This is a genomic window from Methanobrevibacter sp., from assembly GCF_045646205.1.
Classification (GTDB): domain Archaea; phylum Methanobacteriota; class Methanobacteria; order Methanobacteriales; family Methanobacteriaceae; genus Methanocatella.
On the sequence record NZ_JAZRKF010000058.1, the window covers coordinates 38,889 to 56,868 of the forward strand.

Genomic DNA, 17,980 nt, shown 5'->3' on the forward strand with positions numbered 1-17,980 from the left:
TTTCAATCCAATGTTCTTTCTCTTCATCAGATATGTTTTCAACCAATTCTTTAACATCATTGACCCATGATTTATATGGATAAGGTCTTGCAAGGTCAATTTCATTGCCGGAAATCATCTGAGTGTAAATATAAGTTAAATCATCCAATATTACACTCCAGCTTACACCATCCACAATCAGGTGGTGAATGACAAAGACAACATAGGATTTTCCACCATACTGAACTAAACTTATATCCATCAGTTTATTTGAAATGTCAAGGGAATTCTTTGAATTTTCTATTATTTTGTTAATATTCTCATCCAAGTCATTATATATATTATATTCATTTAATCTGCAAATGTTAGTGTTCAATGGGAGTACTTCCTGTATGACTTCACCATCTTCGATTCTATAGGTTGCCCTTAACATGTCATGGACATTGGACAGTTCGTCCCAGGCTTCCTGAAGGACATTCAAATCTAAGTTGCTAACAGCCTCTAAAACAAACTCTTGTGTGAAATCATCCCTATTTATTTCATCAAAGAAATATCTTTGAATCGGAAGCAAGTCAACAGGACCTTCAACAGCATCATATGACTCTTTAACTTCCTCCCCGATATTGCGGGCAATCAGATAAGGAGTCTTATAAGTCAATATATCCTTGGCATTGCATGAAATGCCTTCCTTTTGAAGAAGTGAAATCACACGAATGGATTTGATTGAATCCCCACCCAATCGAGCAAAGTCATCATATAAACTAATATCCTCTTGATCAAACACAGTTTCAAATGCTTCAACGATTATTCTTTCGGTTTCAGTATTTGGAGCAACATACTGGGCACGTAAATCTTCAGTAGTTACCTCAGGCAATGCACGCTTATCCACTTTACCATTAACATTTAAAGGAATGCTATCCAAACCAATTACATATGATGGAACCATATATTCCGGTTTAAACTCACCCACATATCCTTGAATAATATCCCTTAATGTATCATCATCCAAATCATCACTTACCACGACATAAGCAACCAATTCATTATTTGTGCCACTCTTAATAGTTTGAACAGTTACATCATCAACATAATCTATTTCACGTATTACAGATTCTATTTCAGATAGCTCTACACGGTTTCCTCTGATTTTGACTTGGCTGTCACGACGACCAACGATAGCTAGTGTTTTATCCGGCAACAACCTCACCATATCTCCAGTACGATATAAAGTGCTGTAATCTTCATCATCGTCAAATGGATTGTCAATAAATGCTTTGGCATTTTCTTCTTCACGGTTCAGGTAACCTTGAGCAAGCTGATAACCTGATACGTACAATTCACCGACAGCACCACAAGGAACACGCCTAAACTCATCATCTAAAACATAAAACTTAATATTGTGGTTAATCTGACCTATGGATGATGAATCAATCTTATCGTTGTTGTCGATTGATGATATGAATGCGAATGTTTCTGTTGGTCCAAACCCGTCAATTAAACGGTAATCTTCAGGGCTTTCAAAGTCACCCAGTTTTTCACCACCAACCATTAAAACCTCTAACGATGTATCTTCAACACCACTCATAAAGAGTTTACCTACCTGTGTAGTAATCATTGTATGAGTTACGCCATGTTCAACGAAATATTTGTTTAATTCATGAATATCCAGCTTAATTTCATCTGGAACGATTGACAAACAAGCTCCTGCATAAATTGTTTGGCAAATACCCCATGAACCAGCGTCAAAACTGATATTGGCAAACAATCCATAAACATCATTTCTGTCAAAGTCAAACTTATCAACATAAACCTCAGAGATATTAAGAATGGATTTTCTGGTAACTTTAACACCTTTAGGAAGGCCAGTAGTACCACTGGTGTACAGCATACAAGCCACATCACCATAAGCAACAGGCAACTTATCCAAAGTACCTATATCCTCTTTGAGAATGTCTGAAATATTTAGAAGGGTTGCATCATTTGCCAGTGATTTGGCACGTTCATATGTATCATCACTAACAAGGACAATCTTAGATTCAGTATCCTCCAATATGAATTGTATACGGTCATCGGGATGGCCATCATCCAAAGGAACATAAGTAGCACCAATAGATAGAATACCTAAAACGCTGAACATGTAGAGTTCTGAGCGCTCAACAAGGAAAGCGACATTATCTCCTGTTTCAATTCCATAATCTCTTAAATATTTTGCAATCTTATCGGCAATGAATGCCCCTTCGCCGTAAGTGTAAACGGAATCATTATAAGAAACAAGACCATTATCTGGACAATCAGCTAAATTATCATTGAATGCATCCAAAAGGTCATCATAATCCAATGGATGTTCATTATGGTTCAGGGAATCTAAAAGCTCCAAATCAGAATGGGAAACATAACTGATATCAGACAATTTATCATGACCAATCATTTGTGATAGAATTTGATTATATGTTGCTGCAAAGGTTTTGCTCATGTCTTCGGAAAATTTCTCTGAGTAATTAATGTTCAAAAGGTAACTTTCACCCACTTTCCTAACATCAACAGTAAAATCGTTAATAGAATCATTCAGATACTGAACTAATTCATTTTCAATATCCAAATTATCTGCATTGTCTGCAAACTCTATCCATTCAGGCAAATACTGGAAAATAACACTAGAATCAATATCATAGTGACTTGTCAGCAATCTAAATGGATAATAATTATGTCTCATAACATCATAAACCAAATCAGACATCTGCTCCATAAAACTAGAAATGCTTTGATTCTTACAGTCAGCTAAAATAGGTAATGTGTTAACATACATGCCTATAGAGTCGAAATTATCAAATCTGTCACGCCCATTTTCTATTACGTTAAATGAAACCTTGTCGCTACCTGTGAATCTGGATAATGTATAAGCAAAAACGCTAGTAAATAAGATATTTTCACTGATGTTGCATTCCTTTAAAAATCCTTTAAATACATCTTCATCCATTTCCAATGTACTCTGATAGACACCAGGCCCATCACCCAATACATCTTCCAATAATATTCCCGCATCATCACTGTCAGCCAATCTGGAAGCATAGAATTCTTCAGCCTCTTTGAATTCTTTTGTACCCTGCATTTGCTGATTGAATGCAGCTACCTTTAAGAATGAATCATCCAATGCAATGGAACCTCCATCAAGTATTGTCTGCAAATCACGTTTAAATACATGTTTAGATGAAGCATCATATACCAAGTGATGGAAAACTGCAAATAATGAATATTTATCATCAGTTTCAATAATTAGGAATCTTGATAAACTGTCATACAAATCAAACGGTTCAGTCAAAAAGTCACGAATAAACTCATTATCAATGTCATGCAAAACAGAAATTGATGGCTTTCTTCCATTAACCATGTAAGGAACATCAAAATCATCGCTAACATGCATTCCCAAAATTGGATGGAAATCAAACATGACATCCAATGCTTCTTCTATATCACTAAGAGAATAATCCTTAGAAATATTCATGAAGAAAGGAAGGTTATATGCATCTTTCTTATCATTAGCAACAATATCCAGATATACATTTAACTGAGGTTCATTTAATGGGCAACCCTCTTTTAGGGAATAGACGTCCAAATCAAATTCGTCATTATCATGTATGCTGGCTGCAATGGCTTGAGGAGTGCGCAACCTTAAAATATCAGCGGTTGATAAATTATATTCCTCAAGATATGACAATACTTTAATGGCAGTCAGGGAATCTCCACCAAGACGAACAAAGTCATCAAGAATACCTATATCATCCTGATCAAATATTATTTTAAATATCCTTACAATACTTTTTTCCACGTCGTTTGTTGGAGCAACATATTCTGCACGTAATTTATCACGATTAACAGCAGGCAATGCACGCTTATCCACTTTACCGTGAACGTTCAATGGAATCTCATCCATTTTAATTACATATGATGGAACCATAAATGGAGGCTTGCTTTCACCTACATGCTCCAGAACATTTTCTCTGAGCTTTTCCTCGCCACAGTCATTATCCACAACAACATATGCCACCAATTCATTATTGGACTCGTGTTTAACTGCCTGAACAGTGACGTCAGTCACGTAATCCAATTGACGGATGACAGATTCGACTTCAGAGAGTTCTACACGGTTTCCTCTAATTTTTACTTGGGTGTCACGGCGTCCGATAATACCCAATGTTCCATCTGGCAATATTCTTACCATATCACCTGTACGGAATAGAACATTATAATCCTTACTGTCATCAAATGGATTTTTTACAAATGCTTTGCTGTTTTCTTCTTCCCTGTTTAGATATCCATCTGAAATCTGATAACCTGAAATGCATAACTCTCCAACAGCTCCAACCGGCACACGTCTTAATTCATCATCTAAAATATACATTTTAGTATTGAAATTCCACATACCAATCGAGGATGAATCGATTTTTTTGCTATTGCATAATGAGGTGATGAACGAAAATACTTCAGTAAGTCCGAATGCATTTACAAATTGATAATCATTAGGATTATCAAATTCCCCTAATTTTTCACCAGCTACTAAAATAACTTTCAAAGGAGACTCACTAATAGTTTCCATGTAAAGTTTTCCCACTTGTGTGGTAATTAATGTATGTGTAACCCACTGTTCTATGAAATAATCATTTAATTTTACCATATCAAGTTTAATCTCACCGGGAACAACTGATAAGCAGGCTCCTGAATAAAAACTTTGACATATTGCCAGTGAAGCTGTGTTAAACCCGATTGTAGCGAATAGGCCATAGACATCCTCATTAGTAATTTTAAATTTATTGGCATATGATTCCACACTGTTTAAGATAGCATCCCTTGTAATTTTTACACCTTTAGGAAGGCCTGTAGATCCACTGGTATAAAGAATACAGGCAATATCGCCTTCAACTGTAGGCAAACTGGATAACTCTCCGATTTCACCGTTGACAATGTCGGAAATGTTTATGATGATTGCATCCTCATTCAGGGATTTGACGCGATTGCAGGTTTCATCACTGACAATAACCACTTTAGATGAAGTATCATTTAATATGAACTTGATACGTTCATCCGGATGGGCATCATCCAAAGGAACATATGCAGCACCAGTTGATAAGACACCTAAAACACAGAACATGTACAGTTCAGACCTTTCAACTAAAAAAGCAACATTGTCATGCGCACCAACACCTGCATCCTTAATGGCACAGGCAAGCTTATCTGCAATAAATGCTCCTTGACTATAGTTATAAACCTTATCCTTATATGATACGAGAGGTTTTTCGGGATTTTTAAATAAATTAAAGTTGAATGCTTCCAGAAGGTCATCGAACATCAGATTACGTTCAGTTTTATTATAACCATCTAAAAGGTTTAAATCAGCTTCATCGACATAATTAATATCAGACAACATCTCTTCTCTAACGATACCCCCCAATATTAATTTGAATGAATCAACAAAGTGTTTTACAAAATTATCGGAGTATTTCTCGGAGTAGAATATTCTTATTTCCAATGTATCTCTTTTTGCATAATAGACCACTGTTGAAAAATTAGCCCACATGTCTTTTTCCAGCATTTCAAATTCCATATCTATTGTAGAGGAAAAAATATCCTGTAAAACACCAAATGAAACTGTATTTTCCAGCTGATAGTCAAACACAAGTTCCATGAATGAATACAAGTCAAATTTGCTTACAGTATCAATTATATCACGGGAATAATTCATGAAAGATTCAACACTTTGATTGTTACACTCCATAAGCACTGGGGATGTTTGGTAAAACATTCCTACAGAATCAGACAAACCCAAATGAGCCCTGCCATCAGTGATTAAATCAAATATGACTTTGGATGAACCAGTAAATCTTGACAGAGTATATGCAAATACGCTTGCGAAAAACTGATTTCGGGTTATATTATGATGATCTAAAAATGAAGTTACATTCTCTTCATCAATGCTGAAACGTTCAACATAAGATTTTGAACTGTCTTCGGCAACGGAAAATACCAAATCATTAACCTCATCCCTTTCGGACAATGCACTGTCGTAGAACTTTTGGGCGTAACCCCTATATTCAGAATCGTTAATGGCTTCTTCAAATGATATTTCTCTTAAAACTCCAGTGTCCACCAATTCAGTATTTTCTCCATTTAAGATTTTCAATAAACTGTTTATTACTGTATTGAATGATGTTGCATCGAAAATCAAACTGTGGAAATCCATACATAAAAACACATCACTCTTATCTTCCACAATCAAAAATCGGGACAGATACTTATTCAATTCAAAAGGCCTGACAAAACTTTCAATGTCTTCAGTCAAACCGACCGCTACAGGCGGCTTAGCGTCAAACCCTATCAGGTTTCCTTCATCTAGGACACGTGAGGTTAAAACTGGATGCAGTTTCAGTAATTTGTTTATTGCTTTTTTAATTTTTGCAACAGAGTATGAATTTCCCAATCCTAATTTGAGAGGGTTGTTATATCTTGTGCCCGTTTCATTTTGAGCATCAGAATAAACAGTCCTTTGAGATTCGGTCAATTCATATAAGCCATTGAAATCATATTGATTTCCGATTGATAAAACTTCCAAATCGCCGCAGCGCTGATTGATGCTTTCCAATACATTATCGGTCAAATGTTTTATATTTCCTATGAGATATTTAATGTAAATTTCTGAAAATATCTCATAATTGTATATGACGTCAATTGAATCTTCATATAAATTTAATGTTAAGGCAGATCCGTCTCCGTTTCTTACATCAATATCATTTAGCTTAGTGAAATCGTGAATCGCATAATAAAATGAACTGTCAACATAATCTTCAATACGAACCCTGGTATGTTCCAGGGCATCTCTGTAATCTTCTTCGATTCTGTTTAAATATTCTTCGAAAGTGTCATTCTTATAGTAATCTATCATTAATAAAGTATTTTTGGCATTGGCTCCAAAAACAACTTCTTCAGTGTTAATTGAGGATTTCAATAGACATCCTTCTGTTGAATCTATTCGGGAGAAATATAATGAAAAAATAGCGGTAAAGAAATTATATTTTGAAATTTTATGATTTTTAAGGAAGGTAGAAAGGGAATCGTTTTCAATAGAAAAACTAATGTTTCGATAATTATTTGACTTTATATTGAAATATTTCACATAATCTTCAGCATCCAGAAGTTTATTATCCCAATAGGAACGATCATCATCAAAATCTGGTGAATTCAAATATTCCTCATACTCTTCAAAGTAAGAGCCGATGACTTTTGGAATATTGGCTGCTTCAGGGTTGTTGAACAGTTCCTTGATGACGTTTATTGAGGAGTAGTCAAAGATTGAAGAGTGAATATTTGCCAAAACTGTTAACTCATCATCACCTTTTAGAACTAGGAACCTATACAACGGAACGTCCGTCATGTCCTCGAATTTGAATTTGAAAAAGACATCCATTTCATTTTCAATTGTCTTGTCACTTATTTCTTTGAGCTCGTAAATCTTACCGTCATTTTTTTGACGATACGGATTTAAATTTTCATCAAAACGCACATCCAACAGGTTTCCAATATTTTTAAAAATTGCATCCAAACGATTCTCATCCATCAGTTCATATTTGAAACTGAATTTAATTTCATAAAATTCCATAAAATCTCACCTTTGAAATAGATTCTAAATTACATTAATATGTATGAAATTTAGCACTATAAATAAATTATTAAAAATTTTTCAAAATATTTAAAAAAAAATAAACAAACTTCAATAAAATCACCTCCAAAAAAATATAATATTGTACAGTAATTTTGAAAATAATTATAAAAAAAATATTTTAATAAAAATTTTTACATCCTAATTCAATTTTATAACTCTAATACTTAACAAAAAACAAATAATATATATTTAAACACTTAATCAAATATGAATTAAAAATATGTCCTTAATTTTTTAAAAAATTAAACTGAACTATAAAAAATACAAATATTTTTATAAAATAAACAACTTTTAAATATCAATTATAATAATCCGCATAATTATGAACAAATTTGTCCATGATTGATAAAAAAATATTAAATAAAAATAATATTATCATATAAATAAACAAAATAATAAAAAATTGATGAATAAATGAATAAGAAAATAATTTAAATATAACATAGGCCAATAAATATGTTCATGAATGCATTGATTTCACCAATAATAAAAAAATACAAAACGATTATACTCATTCTTATCCTGTTAATCATCCAGGCATATTTTACATTGACGCTGCCTGAATATACCGCAGATATCGTAAATGTTGGTGTTGCCAATGCAGATATGGATTATGTCTATGACATTGGAATGAAAATGATAACAACGACTGTTCTTGCAACAGTTTCCGCAATTCTTGTCGCTTTTTTCTCAAGCAGGTTTTCTTCGGGATATGCAAGAGATTTGAGAAAAATGATTTTTCCCAAGGTCCTGAAGTTTTCCAATCATGAATTGAATGACATTTCAAAGTCCTCACTGATTACCCGAATCCTAATCGACGTTTCACAAATCCAGATGTTTGCAGAAGAGCTTTTGACTGTAATCATATTCGCACCAATCATCGGAGTCGGAGGCATCATGAAGTCCCTTGAACTTGGAACCAACCTCTCCTGGATAATCCTTTTGATATTTGCCATCGTCATAATCTTCATGATTCCTATTTTCATGAAAGTACTGCCTTACCTTGGAAAACTGCAGGAAATAACAGATAGAATCAATGTAAACACCAGAGAAGTCCTAACCGGGATGCCTGTCATCAAAACTTTTGTAAGGCAGGATTATGAAGAGAAAAAATTTGATAAAGTAAATAGCGAATTCAATGAAACCAACATCCGTGCTTACAGATATATCCTTCTTCTAACACCCCTATTGACATTGCATTTATCCCTCATGACTGTCGGGATAATTTATTTCGGATCATTTCAGATTGAAGCTGGAGACATGCTGATTGGAGATTTGCTAGCATTTATCCAATATGCAACCCAAATCGTGACCTCCTTTTTAATGGTTGCGACATTCTTTACCATAATGCCCGACATCATCGTTTCCATAAGGCGCGTAAATGAAATATTCAAAACCGAAGTAAGCATCACTGACGGCGAAATAGACACAATCAACACCGACAAGCCAATCATCGAATTCAAAAATGTGGATTTCAAATATCCGAACAGTGAAAACAACACTTTAACAGACATCAACTTAAAATTGGAACCTGGCAAAACAATAGCTATTATCGGAGGAATTGGGTCCGGCAAATCAACAATACTCAACTTGATACCCCGCCTTCAGGACCCAACTGCAGGTGAGATACTGCTGAATGGAGAAAACATCAAAAAATACAAGCTATCAACCCTGCGGGAAAACATAAGTTTCACACCGCAAAAAGCCCATATATTCGAGGGAACCGTAAAATCCAACATGACAATCATTGATGAAAATGCAAGTGATGATGAAATCAATGAAGCACTGAAAAGGGCAAATGTGAATTTCATTGATGGCTTGGATGATGAAGTTGCGCCGGGAGGAGCCAATTTTTCAGGCGGGCAAAAGCAGCGCCTATCTATAGCAAGATCAATTTTAAAGGAATGTGACTTTTATCTCTTCGACGACTGTTTTTCAGCCCTTGACATGAACACCGAGAGGATAATTAAAAACAATCTCAAAGAGATGGAGGGATCATCAATTCTAATAGTATCCCAAAGGATTTCAACAATAAAGGATGCCGACGAAATAATCGTTTTGGATAATGGCAAAATCCTCGACAGGGGTCCTCATGACAGATTAGTTGAAACCTGCGGGATTTACCGTGAAATTGTAGACAGCCAAGTCGATGCACTGAGGGATGCGGTATAATGGATTCAAATAATGAAAAAATGGGATTGGGAAGAATCATCAAAAATGTTTTACGCTTGATGAATGAGCGTAAACTCAAATTCATCTTAACAGGCATTTGTGCAGTAATATCAGTCCTGTTTACGATTATCAGCCCACTATTGCTAGGGGATGCAATCAACATACTCATTGAAGGAGCCAGAAATATCATCAACCATACCGGAACGATTGATTATGAGAGATTGTTTTATCTTTTATTCATCACTGCGACATTATATTTCATCAGCAATCTGGTTTCATACATACAAACATACTATCTGACAAAAACGACTTCAGAAATTATCTATTCACTAAGGCAAAAAATGATGAACAAGGCAATACAAATGCCAATGGAGGCAGTTGATGAAAATCAGATAGGTGATGTTTTATCAAGACTCACAAATGACATTGACACTCTGGAAGTCGGCCTCACATCATCATTTTTAGAAATCACAACCACCATTATCACAATCATTGGCACACTGATAATGATGATTACCATCAATGCCTGGCTAACATTGGCCATTGTTGCAGTAGTCCTTCTATCCTCTGCACTTATTGCAATAGTCGTCAAATTCTCCCAAAAATATTTCGAAAAGCAGCTGTTTATCCAGGGAAGCACATCTGGTCAAATTGAGGAAATATTTTCCAGCCAGGAGGTAATAAGGACACTCAATTATGAAAATCGTGCCATTGATGATTTTAATGACAACGTTGATGAATGGTATAATCATGAATGGAAATCCAGGTTCTTTTCCAGCCTTAACACCCCAATCATGAGTTTGAATTCCAATTTGGGATATGTTGCAATAGCAGTATTGGGTTCAATTTCTGTTCTTCAAGGCACAATGACACTAGGAAGAGTTCTGTCATTTTTTGAATATTTAAAGAATTTTACAGAACCTATCGAAAACCTGACAGCGATAATACCTCATCTTCAGGCAGGAATGGCATCTGCCGAGAGGATATTCGAGTTTTTAGATATGGAAGTGGAGGAAAATCCATCCCAAAAGGAACTTGAAAGATTTGAAAATGAAATAACCTTTGACAACATCAGTTTTGGTTACACCGAAGATGAAAAAATCATTGACAACTTTTCATTGACCGTCAAAAAAGGTGAAAAGATAGCTATTATCGGTGAAACCGGAGCGGGTAAAACTACCCTAATCAAACTGCTTACAAGATTATACGATGTAGATTCAGGTGAGATAAGAATTGATGGAGTAAACATCAATGAATATGACAAACATTCACTGAGGTCATATATGGGAATGGTATTGCAGGAGATCTGGCTGTTTTCAGATACTATTGAAGAAAACATCAGATACGGCAATCTCGACACAACCGATGATGAACTGATTGCAGCTTCCAAGAAAGCGAATGCAGACAAATTCATAAGACAGCACCCGGAAGGGTATAATACTATCCTCAATGAGGATGCGGATAACCTATCACAGGGCCAAAAGCAACTTCTGACAATAGCTAGAGCAATTATTTCCAACAAGGAAATATTGATTTTAGACGAAGCAACATCCAATGTAGATACAAGAACAGAAATGCTGATTCAGGAGGCTTTAGATAATCTGATGGGAAATAAAACCAGTTTTGTTGTAGCTCACAGACTGTCAACCGTTAGAAATGCCGATAAAATTATCGTGCTGGGAAAAGGCCGAGTCATTGAGCAGGGAACCCATGATGAGCTTCTAGCTCTAAAAGGATACTATTACAATACATTGAAGACTCAGGAAAATAGCTACTGAATCCAAGAGTCTCAATTTATGCCTATTTTTGAACCTCACCTGCTTAAAGAAGCCGGAGAATTCCTGCACAGTAATGTTAAATGAAACAAATAAACACTACAAAAAATCTATTAAATCAGCTTTTGCTGTCTATCAATATAGCTGGGTTCATTAACCTCTTTTACAACATCATCATCTTTAACCTCACCGATAAGCAATGGTGAATATGGATTGTGCAACTCTTGGTTCCTTTTGACCAGCTTCATGTTGGCGTTGGCATAGCAATATCTGCATCCATGAATGCATGTGTTATATGCTCCAATATCCCTTCCAAATATACAATTGCATTCACGAATCTGGTATTTTCCTTTAGGGATTTTTAGATTATTTCCTATAGCTTTCTCAATGACATTTTGTGTCATGCATCCGCTTGAGTCAAACCCAAACTGATCTAAAAGTGTTCCTTCAACACAGGTTTTCATCTTCAAATCACATTCATTGGCTATTTTTGAGAATTTTTCACCAATTTTAAGCCTCTCATCAACAGTTACCTCATTAACTTCAGGAAAATTCCTTAAAACCTTCTGATACATGTCTATAAAACTGATTGTACAGTCATTGGTATAACCCGAAAGCTCTGATGCCATCTCTTCAAAGCGGTCAATATGAAACTCCAAAGAATATTTTTCACTTATAAAAATCGGATCATATCTCCAGGATATGGAATTGACACCTAAAGTTTCAGACAACACTTTAAAAGATTTGATAACATTTTTAAAATCAGGAACATTTCTTTCAATGTCTTTTCCGTAGGGAGTTATCGTTACAAACCAGAACTGACTGAAATCATCCAAGTTAGAAATATTTTTAAGCAAAGGCTTTGGATTTTTAGTGCAGAAGCACAGACAGTCAATTATTTTTGAATCCAAAGGGTATTTGTAAATATCATCATTATAGGGATTTCTGGTACATACAAATCCTTCATCAATTCTATTCAAGAACCATTTACTAAAAAAAGCGGGAATATCCGTTCTTGAACCAGTATTAATTATCATAAAAAAAGAAATTAAAAGAGATTTATAAATCTCTTCCGAAAATATGTACTGCTGCAGTTCCTCCGGTACCACCAATATTGTGGGTCATACCGATTTCTGCACCATCAACCTGACGGGCTCCGGCTTCTCCTCTTAATTGCCATACAATTTCAGCAGCCTGAGCAATACCTGTAGCACCTAATGGGTGTCCACGAGCTTTTAAACCACCTGAAGAGTTGATTGGGAAATCACCGTCAATTTCAGTTTGACCTTCTTCGATAGCTATTCCGCCTTTACCCTTTTCGGCAAATCCTAAGTCTTCCACTGCTAAAAGACCGTTTATGGAGAAACAGTCGTGCACTTCAGTAACGTCAATGTCCTTTACAGTAACTCCAGCCATTTCATATGCTTTTCTGGAAGCCACTTTGGTTGATTCAATAGTAGTTATGTCTTTTCTGTCGTGTAAAGTCAATGTTCCTGAAGCCTGAGCGGAAGCTTTTACGTAAATTGGAGTGTCAGTGTATTTTTTAGCGTCTTCGGCAGGCACCATAACAACTGCTGCTGCTCCGTCGGATACCGGCGAACAGTCAAGTAATGTCAATGGATCAGCCACCATAGTTGAGTTGATTACTTTATCTACACTAACTTCAAATGGGAACTGTGCATTTGGGTTTTTAGATGCATTCTTATGGTTAACGACGGAAAACTGTGCTAACTGTTCACGGGTTGTACCGTATTCATGCATGTGTCTTTTTGCAATCATTGCATATAATGAAGGAAATGTAGCACCTTGCTGTGCTTCCCATTCATGGTCTGATGCGGTTGCAATAGCTGGAGTAGCATCCACTACATCAGTCATCTTTTCAACACCTGCTGAAATTACAACATCATGATAACCTGATGCAACTGCCATAATTCCCTGTCTTAATGCCAATCCTCCTGATGCACAGGCAGCTTCAACTCTTGTGGTTGGAACTGGATTAAGACCCATATGATCTGAAATAAGTGCTGCAATGTGTTCCTGTTCTACGAATAATCCTGAGGACATGTTTCCAACGAACATTGCTTCAATATCATTACCGTCAATACTAGCATCGACCAATGCCTTTACACCAGCTTCAGCGATTAAATCTCTGAAGGAGGAATCCCATAATTCACCAAATTTAGTTTGTGAAACACCAATAATAGCAACGTCTCTCATAATTTAACCTCCTTACATTTTAATTTTACCTTTGAATTTAGCGTAAACAGCATAATCGACATAAGTTTTATTAGCTATGATTTCTTCTGTTTTAGGAGCTAAATCTCTTTTTTTAAGAATTTCATCAGTTACTTCCAATGTGAATCCGTCACTGCCTGCACCTGAACCGTATGATACGACAAATATTTTATCTCCAGGTTCGGCAACATCCAAAATATTAGATAATCCTAAAGGTACAGCACCGGAATAAGTATTTCCAATATTAGGAGTTAATAATCCTCTTGAGTATTGTTCTGGAGTGAATCCTAATTTTTTAGCTGCTCTTAAGTAAAATTTACCGTTTGGCTGGTGGAAACAGGCGTAATCATAATCGGCAGCCTGAGAGTCAGTTTTATCAAATAATTTTTTAGCTGCACTTAACACATGTTTGAAGTAAGCAGGCTCACCTGTAAAACGTCCACCGTGAGATGGGTAGTTTTCACCTTCTCTTCTGTAAAAATCAGGAGTATCAGTTGTGAAACTGCAAGTTGTTTTTATTTCTGCCAAAACATCTTTTTTACCGATAATGTAAGCGGCACCACCTGCAGATGCAGTGTATTCAAGCGCATCTCCAGGAGCTCCCTGTGAGGTATCAGCACCAATAGCCAATCCGTATTCAATCATGTCACTTTCAACAAGACCCATGGACATCTGTATACCAGCAGTTCCTGCCTTACATGCAAATTCCAAGTCTGCTGCAGTCAAATCAGGTGTTGCACATACAGCTTCTGCAACAATGGTTGCTGTTGGTTTTACTGCATAAGGATGTGATTCAGAACCAACATAAACTGCACCAATCTTTTGTGGATCTATTTGAGCTCTTGCTAGAGCATATCTAGCAGCGGTAACTGCAATAGTTGCAGTATCTTCATCAGCAGAAGGAACTGATTTTTCGTTAACTACCAAACCATTGGATAAAGCTACAGGGTCATCTCCCCAAACTTTAGCTATTTCCTCTACTTTTATTCTATATGAAGGCACATATGCCCCATATCCTACAATTCCTACCATTAAATCACCGTAAATATAAATTTTTAAAAAAACACATTAAAAAGTATTCTAATTAATTAATATATGATTTTAAGTATTATATAAAAGTAACTACAAAAAATACGAATTTTAAATTAAAATAGTAAATATTTTCAAAAAAAGTAATTATTGACATGCAGCTGCCGGGATTCGAACCCGGGTTGTAGGCTTGGAAGGCCCAAGTAATAACCAGACTATACCACAGCTGCAAAAGTAAAAGTGCGGCGTCCGGGATTTGAACCCGGGTCTCTAACGTGGCAGGCTAGAGTCTTAACCAGGCTGGACTAACACCGCATAAAATAAACAACAATATTATATTACACCATTATAATATATAAAAGTTTTGATTTTTTTACCAAATTTTTGTTTTGGAATAAAAAAAGATAATTATTAATATTAAATAATTAATCTTTTCTTGCAGTAACGCAAATCCAATCGTTTTCATCTTCAATATAGGCTTTGAAATCCCTGAAACCTGTTTTTTCAAGAGATTCCTTCAATACATCCTCAGAATATATTTTCATGTCCAGAAGTTCAACCAGACCATCATATTTTTCCATTTCTCCTTCCCTGTATACTGCCTCATTACAGAAAAATACAAGTCCGTCCTTTTTAATAACACGGTTAACTTCCTTTAAGTCATTAATGAAATCCGGCCAGAAATAAATGGTTTCAAAACCTGTTACAATATCAAAGCTTTCATCTTCAAAGGGCATTTCGCTGACAGATGCCTGAATCACTTCAGCCTTACCTTCTTCAATTGCTTTCCGGTTTAAATCAGCTGACTTTTCAACGCTTACTTCAGAGTAATCAATACCAATGACTTTTCCGGTTGTAATTTGAGCGGCAAACCTTTCAATGTTTCTTCCGCCCCCACATCCGATATCCAATATAACATCATCTTCGGCAATGTCAAAATGGCTGACGCCCCATTGAGCCATTGTTTCATGGGATTTGTTCATTCGATCAAGTATCTGATGACCCAATTCACCTACAGGCTTTCTGGCATTTTTAATTAATTCCTTATCTTCAATATGATGACCTGTATTTACCTTATCTTCCATATTAACACCTATTTTTTAAATCCTTTTCTTGTTTTAATGGCCTGTCCTGTTTGGAAATTATTGATTTCAACTGCAGACAATAATGATTTACCGTAAGCTAGAAGCTTATCATCCCTGTTAACTATCAGGACTTCATCATTGGATCTTATGTTTTCATCGCATTCAATGACGAACTTTGAAAATATGCTTTTTCCGTCAAGTGCAAAGGGTTCTGAGTCCTCATTAACAACAACACGATTTTGAGGATATGGCATTGCCTTATGGAGTCTTCTTGCACCTTCCTTGGATAAAACCAGGTATGAGTCTGATGCCCTCATGTTAACGATTAATGTCTTTCCGTCATAGATATGTCTGATTTTACCTGTTTTTTTACTCTTTTCGATTTTGATGTTGCCTTTAAATAAAGCTTCACCGGCACCCCAGCCGAACTGATAGTCAGCAATAGCTTTTACCTTTTTAACGTCATCTTTTGCATATATTACTTCATCTTCAAACTTATTTTCCAAATCAAGATTCAATATGTCTGCAACTCTTTTCTGTACAATCACACCATCATAGTTTTTGGCAAAATCCTCAAAGAAATCACGGATAAATTCCACACTTTCACTGTCGCGTATTTTTGGAGCTGCACTTTGACTTAATGGATATAGCTCATCGATATCTAAAGGAATAAGACCGAAAGGAACATCCAGAACCATAAAGTCTGCATTATCCAGGTCAATTTCATTATTGTCACCGCAGATAAAGAATTCCCCCAATTTGCCTGAGAAGAATTTGGAATAAGGTTTACGTGTCGGAGGCAATACTACCAGATCACGTTTTTTAGGCATGTCAATGAGTTTTTGCTGGTGTCTTAAGACTTCAGAACGGTTCAGGGATTCCGGACCGGTGTAGAAGAATGCGGATTTCTTGCTTCTAGGGTCGTATTTTTCAAAGTCTTCAGTATAATTTGCCAATTGGCGAACAGCATCCAGAAGTGCAGGATGAGCACGACAGCGTTCCTCAACAAGTTCCATCAAACTTCCTTCATAAATGGCCTGTCTTATCAGTCTCAGTTCTGCAAATGAAACATACAGGTTATGCTGTGCGATTAGGTCTCTTCTCTGCTCTTTAGGCATTGCCCTTAAGTCATCTGGAGTGTATTTTGAACATACCTCACATGAACATGGCATTTCCTGCAGATTCTCCAATTTAAACGTTCCCCTAGTTGATAAAAGCCTGTCATCTTCAGCATATAAAATATAGGCCGCTGAATCGAACAGATCACACCCCATTGCAACGGCAAGTGCAAATATCATCGGATGGCCTGCTCCCATTAAATGGCGGGCAGTATTGTCCGGAAGGTTCATCATTGAATTCATTACAACATCAACAAGTTCCTTATAGTGATATGATTCCATTAACGGCACTACTGCACCGATTGGGTATAAATCAGCATCCAATTTGGAGAGTTCTGAAGCGCATTTCTGCCTCAAGTCCATGAACGTTGAGCCCTGAACTACAGAGTTCAAAAGCATTTCTATATTCTGCTCCTTTTTAAACTCAACCGCTTCCTTTGCACGCTCCAAGGTAATTTCCAAATCGCTTTCCGCCTTTTCACGTTCGACAAATGGTGCTGTTGGAATATCAAGGCTTGTTCCGATATCGGTTCCAATCAGTTCCTGAAATTCAATGACTTCCTTATTTGTAATGTCAACATCACCATAAACGGAAAGCTGGAATGAACCTGAATCAGTCATTACAGGTCCGTCGAAATTAATCAGTTTGTGAAGACCCTCTTCAACAGCCTTCTGCTTTAAATCATCATCCTTATAAATCAAATAAGCGTTAGTTATTACTATATCTGCGCCATACTTTTTTACATCAATTACCTGTTTTCTTGGGTGTATTACAGGCATTAATGCAGGCGTTTTAACGTTTCCGTGCTTGGTTTTTAAAACACCGACTCTTCCTCTCATATCTTTAGCTTTAATTTCAAACATAAAACATACCAT

8 protein-coding genes and 2 tRNA genes (1 of these 10 running past the window's edge) are annotated in these 17,980 nt (G+C 36.0%); 2 read left to right on the forward strand and 8 right to left on the reverse strand.

Going from position 1 to position 17,980, the window contains the following annotated elements; translation table 11 throughout:
• Nucleotides 1–7,627: the 5' portion of an amino acid adenylation domain-containing protein gene (locus ACKI44_RS09565; protein WP_407423811.1), read on the reverse strand. The gene continues 25,970 nt to the left of window position 1, outside the view; 7,627 of the gene's 33,597 nt are visible here — the first part of the coding sequence; it begins with the start codon at nucleotides 7,625–7,627; its stop codon lies beyond the left edge, outside the window.
• Nucleotides 7,628–8,152: 525 nt separating this feature from the next.
• On the opposite strand from ACKI44_RS09565, the gene ACKI44_RS09570 reads away from it, so the two are divergent.
• Both ACKI44_RS09570 and ACKI44_RS09575 read left to right on the forward strand, forming a co-directional pair.
• Nucleotides 8,153–9,862, forward strand: coding sequence for an ABC transporter ATP-binding protein (locus ACKI44_RS09570; protein ID WP_407423813.1), 1,710 nt, complete (start codon nucleotides 8,153–8,155; stop codon nucleotides 9,860–9,862).
• A complete protein-coding gene (locus ACKI44_RS09575) occupies nucleotides 9,862–11,640 on the forward strand; it encodes an ABC transporter ATP-binding protein (RefSeq protein ID WP_407423815.1) in 1,779 nt (592 codons plus the stop codon). Before ACKI44_RS09570 ends, ACKI44_RS09575 begins: the two co-directional genes overlap by 1 nt.
• Before the next feature lie 110 nt (nucleotides 11,641–11,750).
• Here the strand turns inward: ACKI44_RS09575 and ACKI44_RS09580 are convergent, their stop codons facing one another.
• The 7 genes from ACKI44_RS09580 to tgtA all read right to left on the reverse strand — a co-directional run bounded on the left by ACKI44_RS09580 (nucleotide 11,751) and on the right by tgtA (nucleotide 17,968).
• On the reverse strand, nucleotides 11,751–12,674 hold the full coding sequence (locus tag ACKI44_RS09580) for a DUF1848 domain-containing protein (RefSeq protein WP_407423817.1): 924 nt from the start codon (nucleotides 12,672–12,674) through the stop codon (nucleotides 11,751–11,753).
• A gap of 22 nt (nucleotides 12,675–12,696) precedes the next feature.
• Nucleotides 12,697–13,854 (reverse strand): thiolase domain-containing protein, encoded by a 1,158-nt coding sequence (locus tag ACKI44_RS09585; RefSeq protein WP_407423819.1) that lies wholly within the window; start codon nucleotides 13,852–13,854, stop codon nucleotides 12,697–12,699.
• Between the two features lie 12 nt (nucleotides 13,855–13,866).
• The gene (locus ACKI44_RS09590; RefSeq protein WP_407423821.1) at nucleotides 13,867–14,904 is read right to left on the reverse strand and encodes a hydroxymethylglutaryl-CoA synthase; all 1,038 of its coding nucleotides are present in this window, start codon (nucleotides 14,902–14,904) and stop codon (nucleotides 13,867–13,869) included.
• Between the two features lie 153 nt (nucleotides 14,905–15,057).
• Nucleotides 15,058–15,131 (reverse strand) — tRNA-Gly (locus ACKI44_RS09595).
• Nucleotides 15,132–15,142: 11 nt separating this feature from the next.
• Nucleotides 15,143–15,216, reverse strand: a tRNA-Gly gene (locus ACKI44_RS09600).
• Between the two features lie 110 nt (nucleotides 15,217–15,326).
• Entirely contained in the window at nucleotides 15,327–15,986 is a 660-nt protein-coding gene (locus ACKI44_RS09605; RefSeq protein ID WP_407423823.1) for a class I SAM-dependent methyltransferase, read from the reverse strand.
• An 8-nt stretch (nucleotides 15,987–15,994) separates the two neighbouring features.
• A complete protein-coding gene (gene tgtA / locus ACKI44_RS09610; protein ID WP_407423825.1) occupies nucleotides 15,995–17,968 on the reverse strand; it encodes a tRNA guanosine(15) transglycosylase TgtA in 1,974 nt (657 codons plus the stop codon).
• Nucleotides 17,969–17,980: the final 12 nt, after the last annotated feature.

What these genes read in the sequence shown, in the direction of transcription:
- ACKI44_RS09570 (WP_407423813.1), top strand. Translation starts at nt 8,153, where the DNA reads ATGAATGCATTGATTTCACCAATAATAAAAAAATACAAAACGATTATA.
- ACKI44_RS09590 (WP_407423821.1), bottom strand. Translation starts at nt 14,904, where the DNA reads ATGGTAGGAATTGTAGGATATGGGGCATATGTGCCTTCATATAGAATA.
- ACKI44_RS09585 (WP_407423819.1), bottom strand. Translation starts at nt 13,854, where the DNA reads ATGAGAGACGTTGCTATTATTGGTGTTTCACAAACTAAATTTGGTGAA.
- ACKI44_RS09605 (WP_407423823.1), bottom strand. Translation starts at nt 15,986, where the DNA reads ATGGAAGATAAGGTAAATACAGGTCATCATATTGAAGATAAGGAATTA.
- tgtA (WP_407423825.1), bottom strand. Translation starts at nt 17,968, where the DNA reads ATGTTTGAAATTAAAGCTAAAGATATGAGAGGAAGAGTCGGTGTTTTA.
- ACKI44_RS09580 (WP_407423817.1), bottom strand. Translation starts at nt 12,674, where the DNA reads ATGATAATTAATACTGGTTCAAGAACGGATATTCCCGCTTTTTTTAGT.
- ACKI44_RS09575 (WP_407423815.1), top strand. Translation starts at nt 9,862, where the DNA reads ATGGATTCAAATAATGAAAAAATGGGATTGGGAAGAATCATCAAAAAT.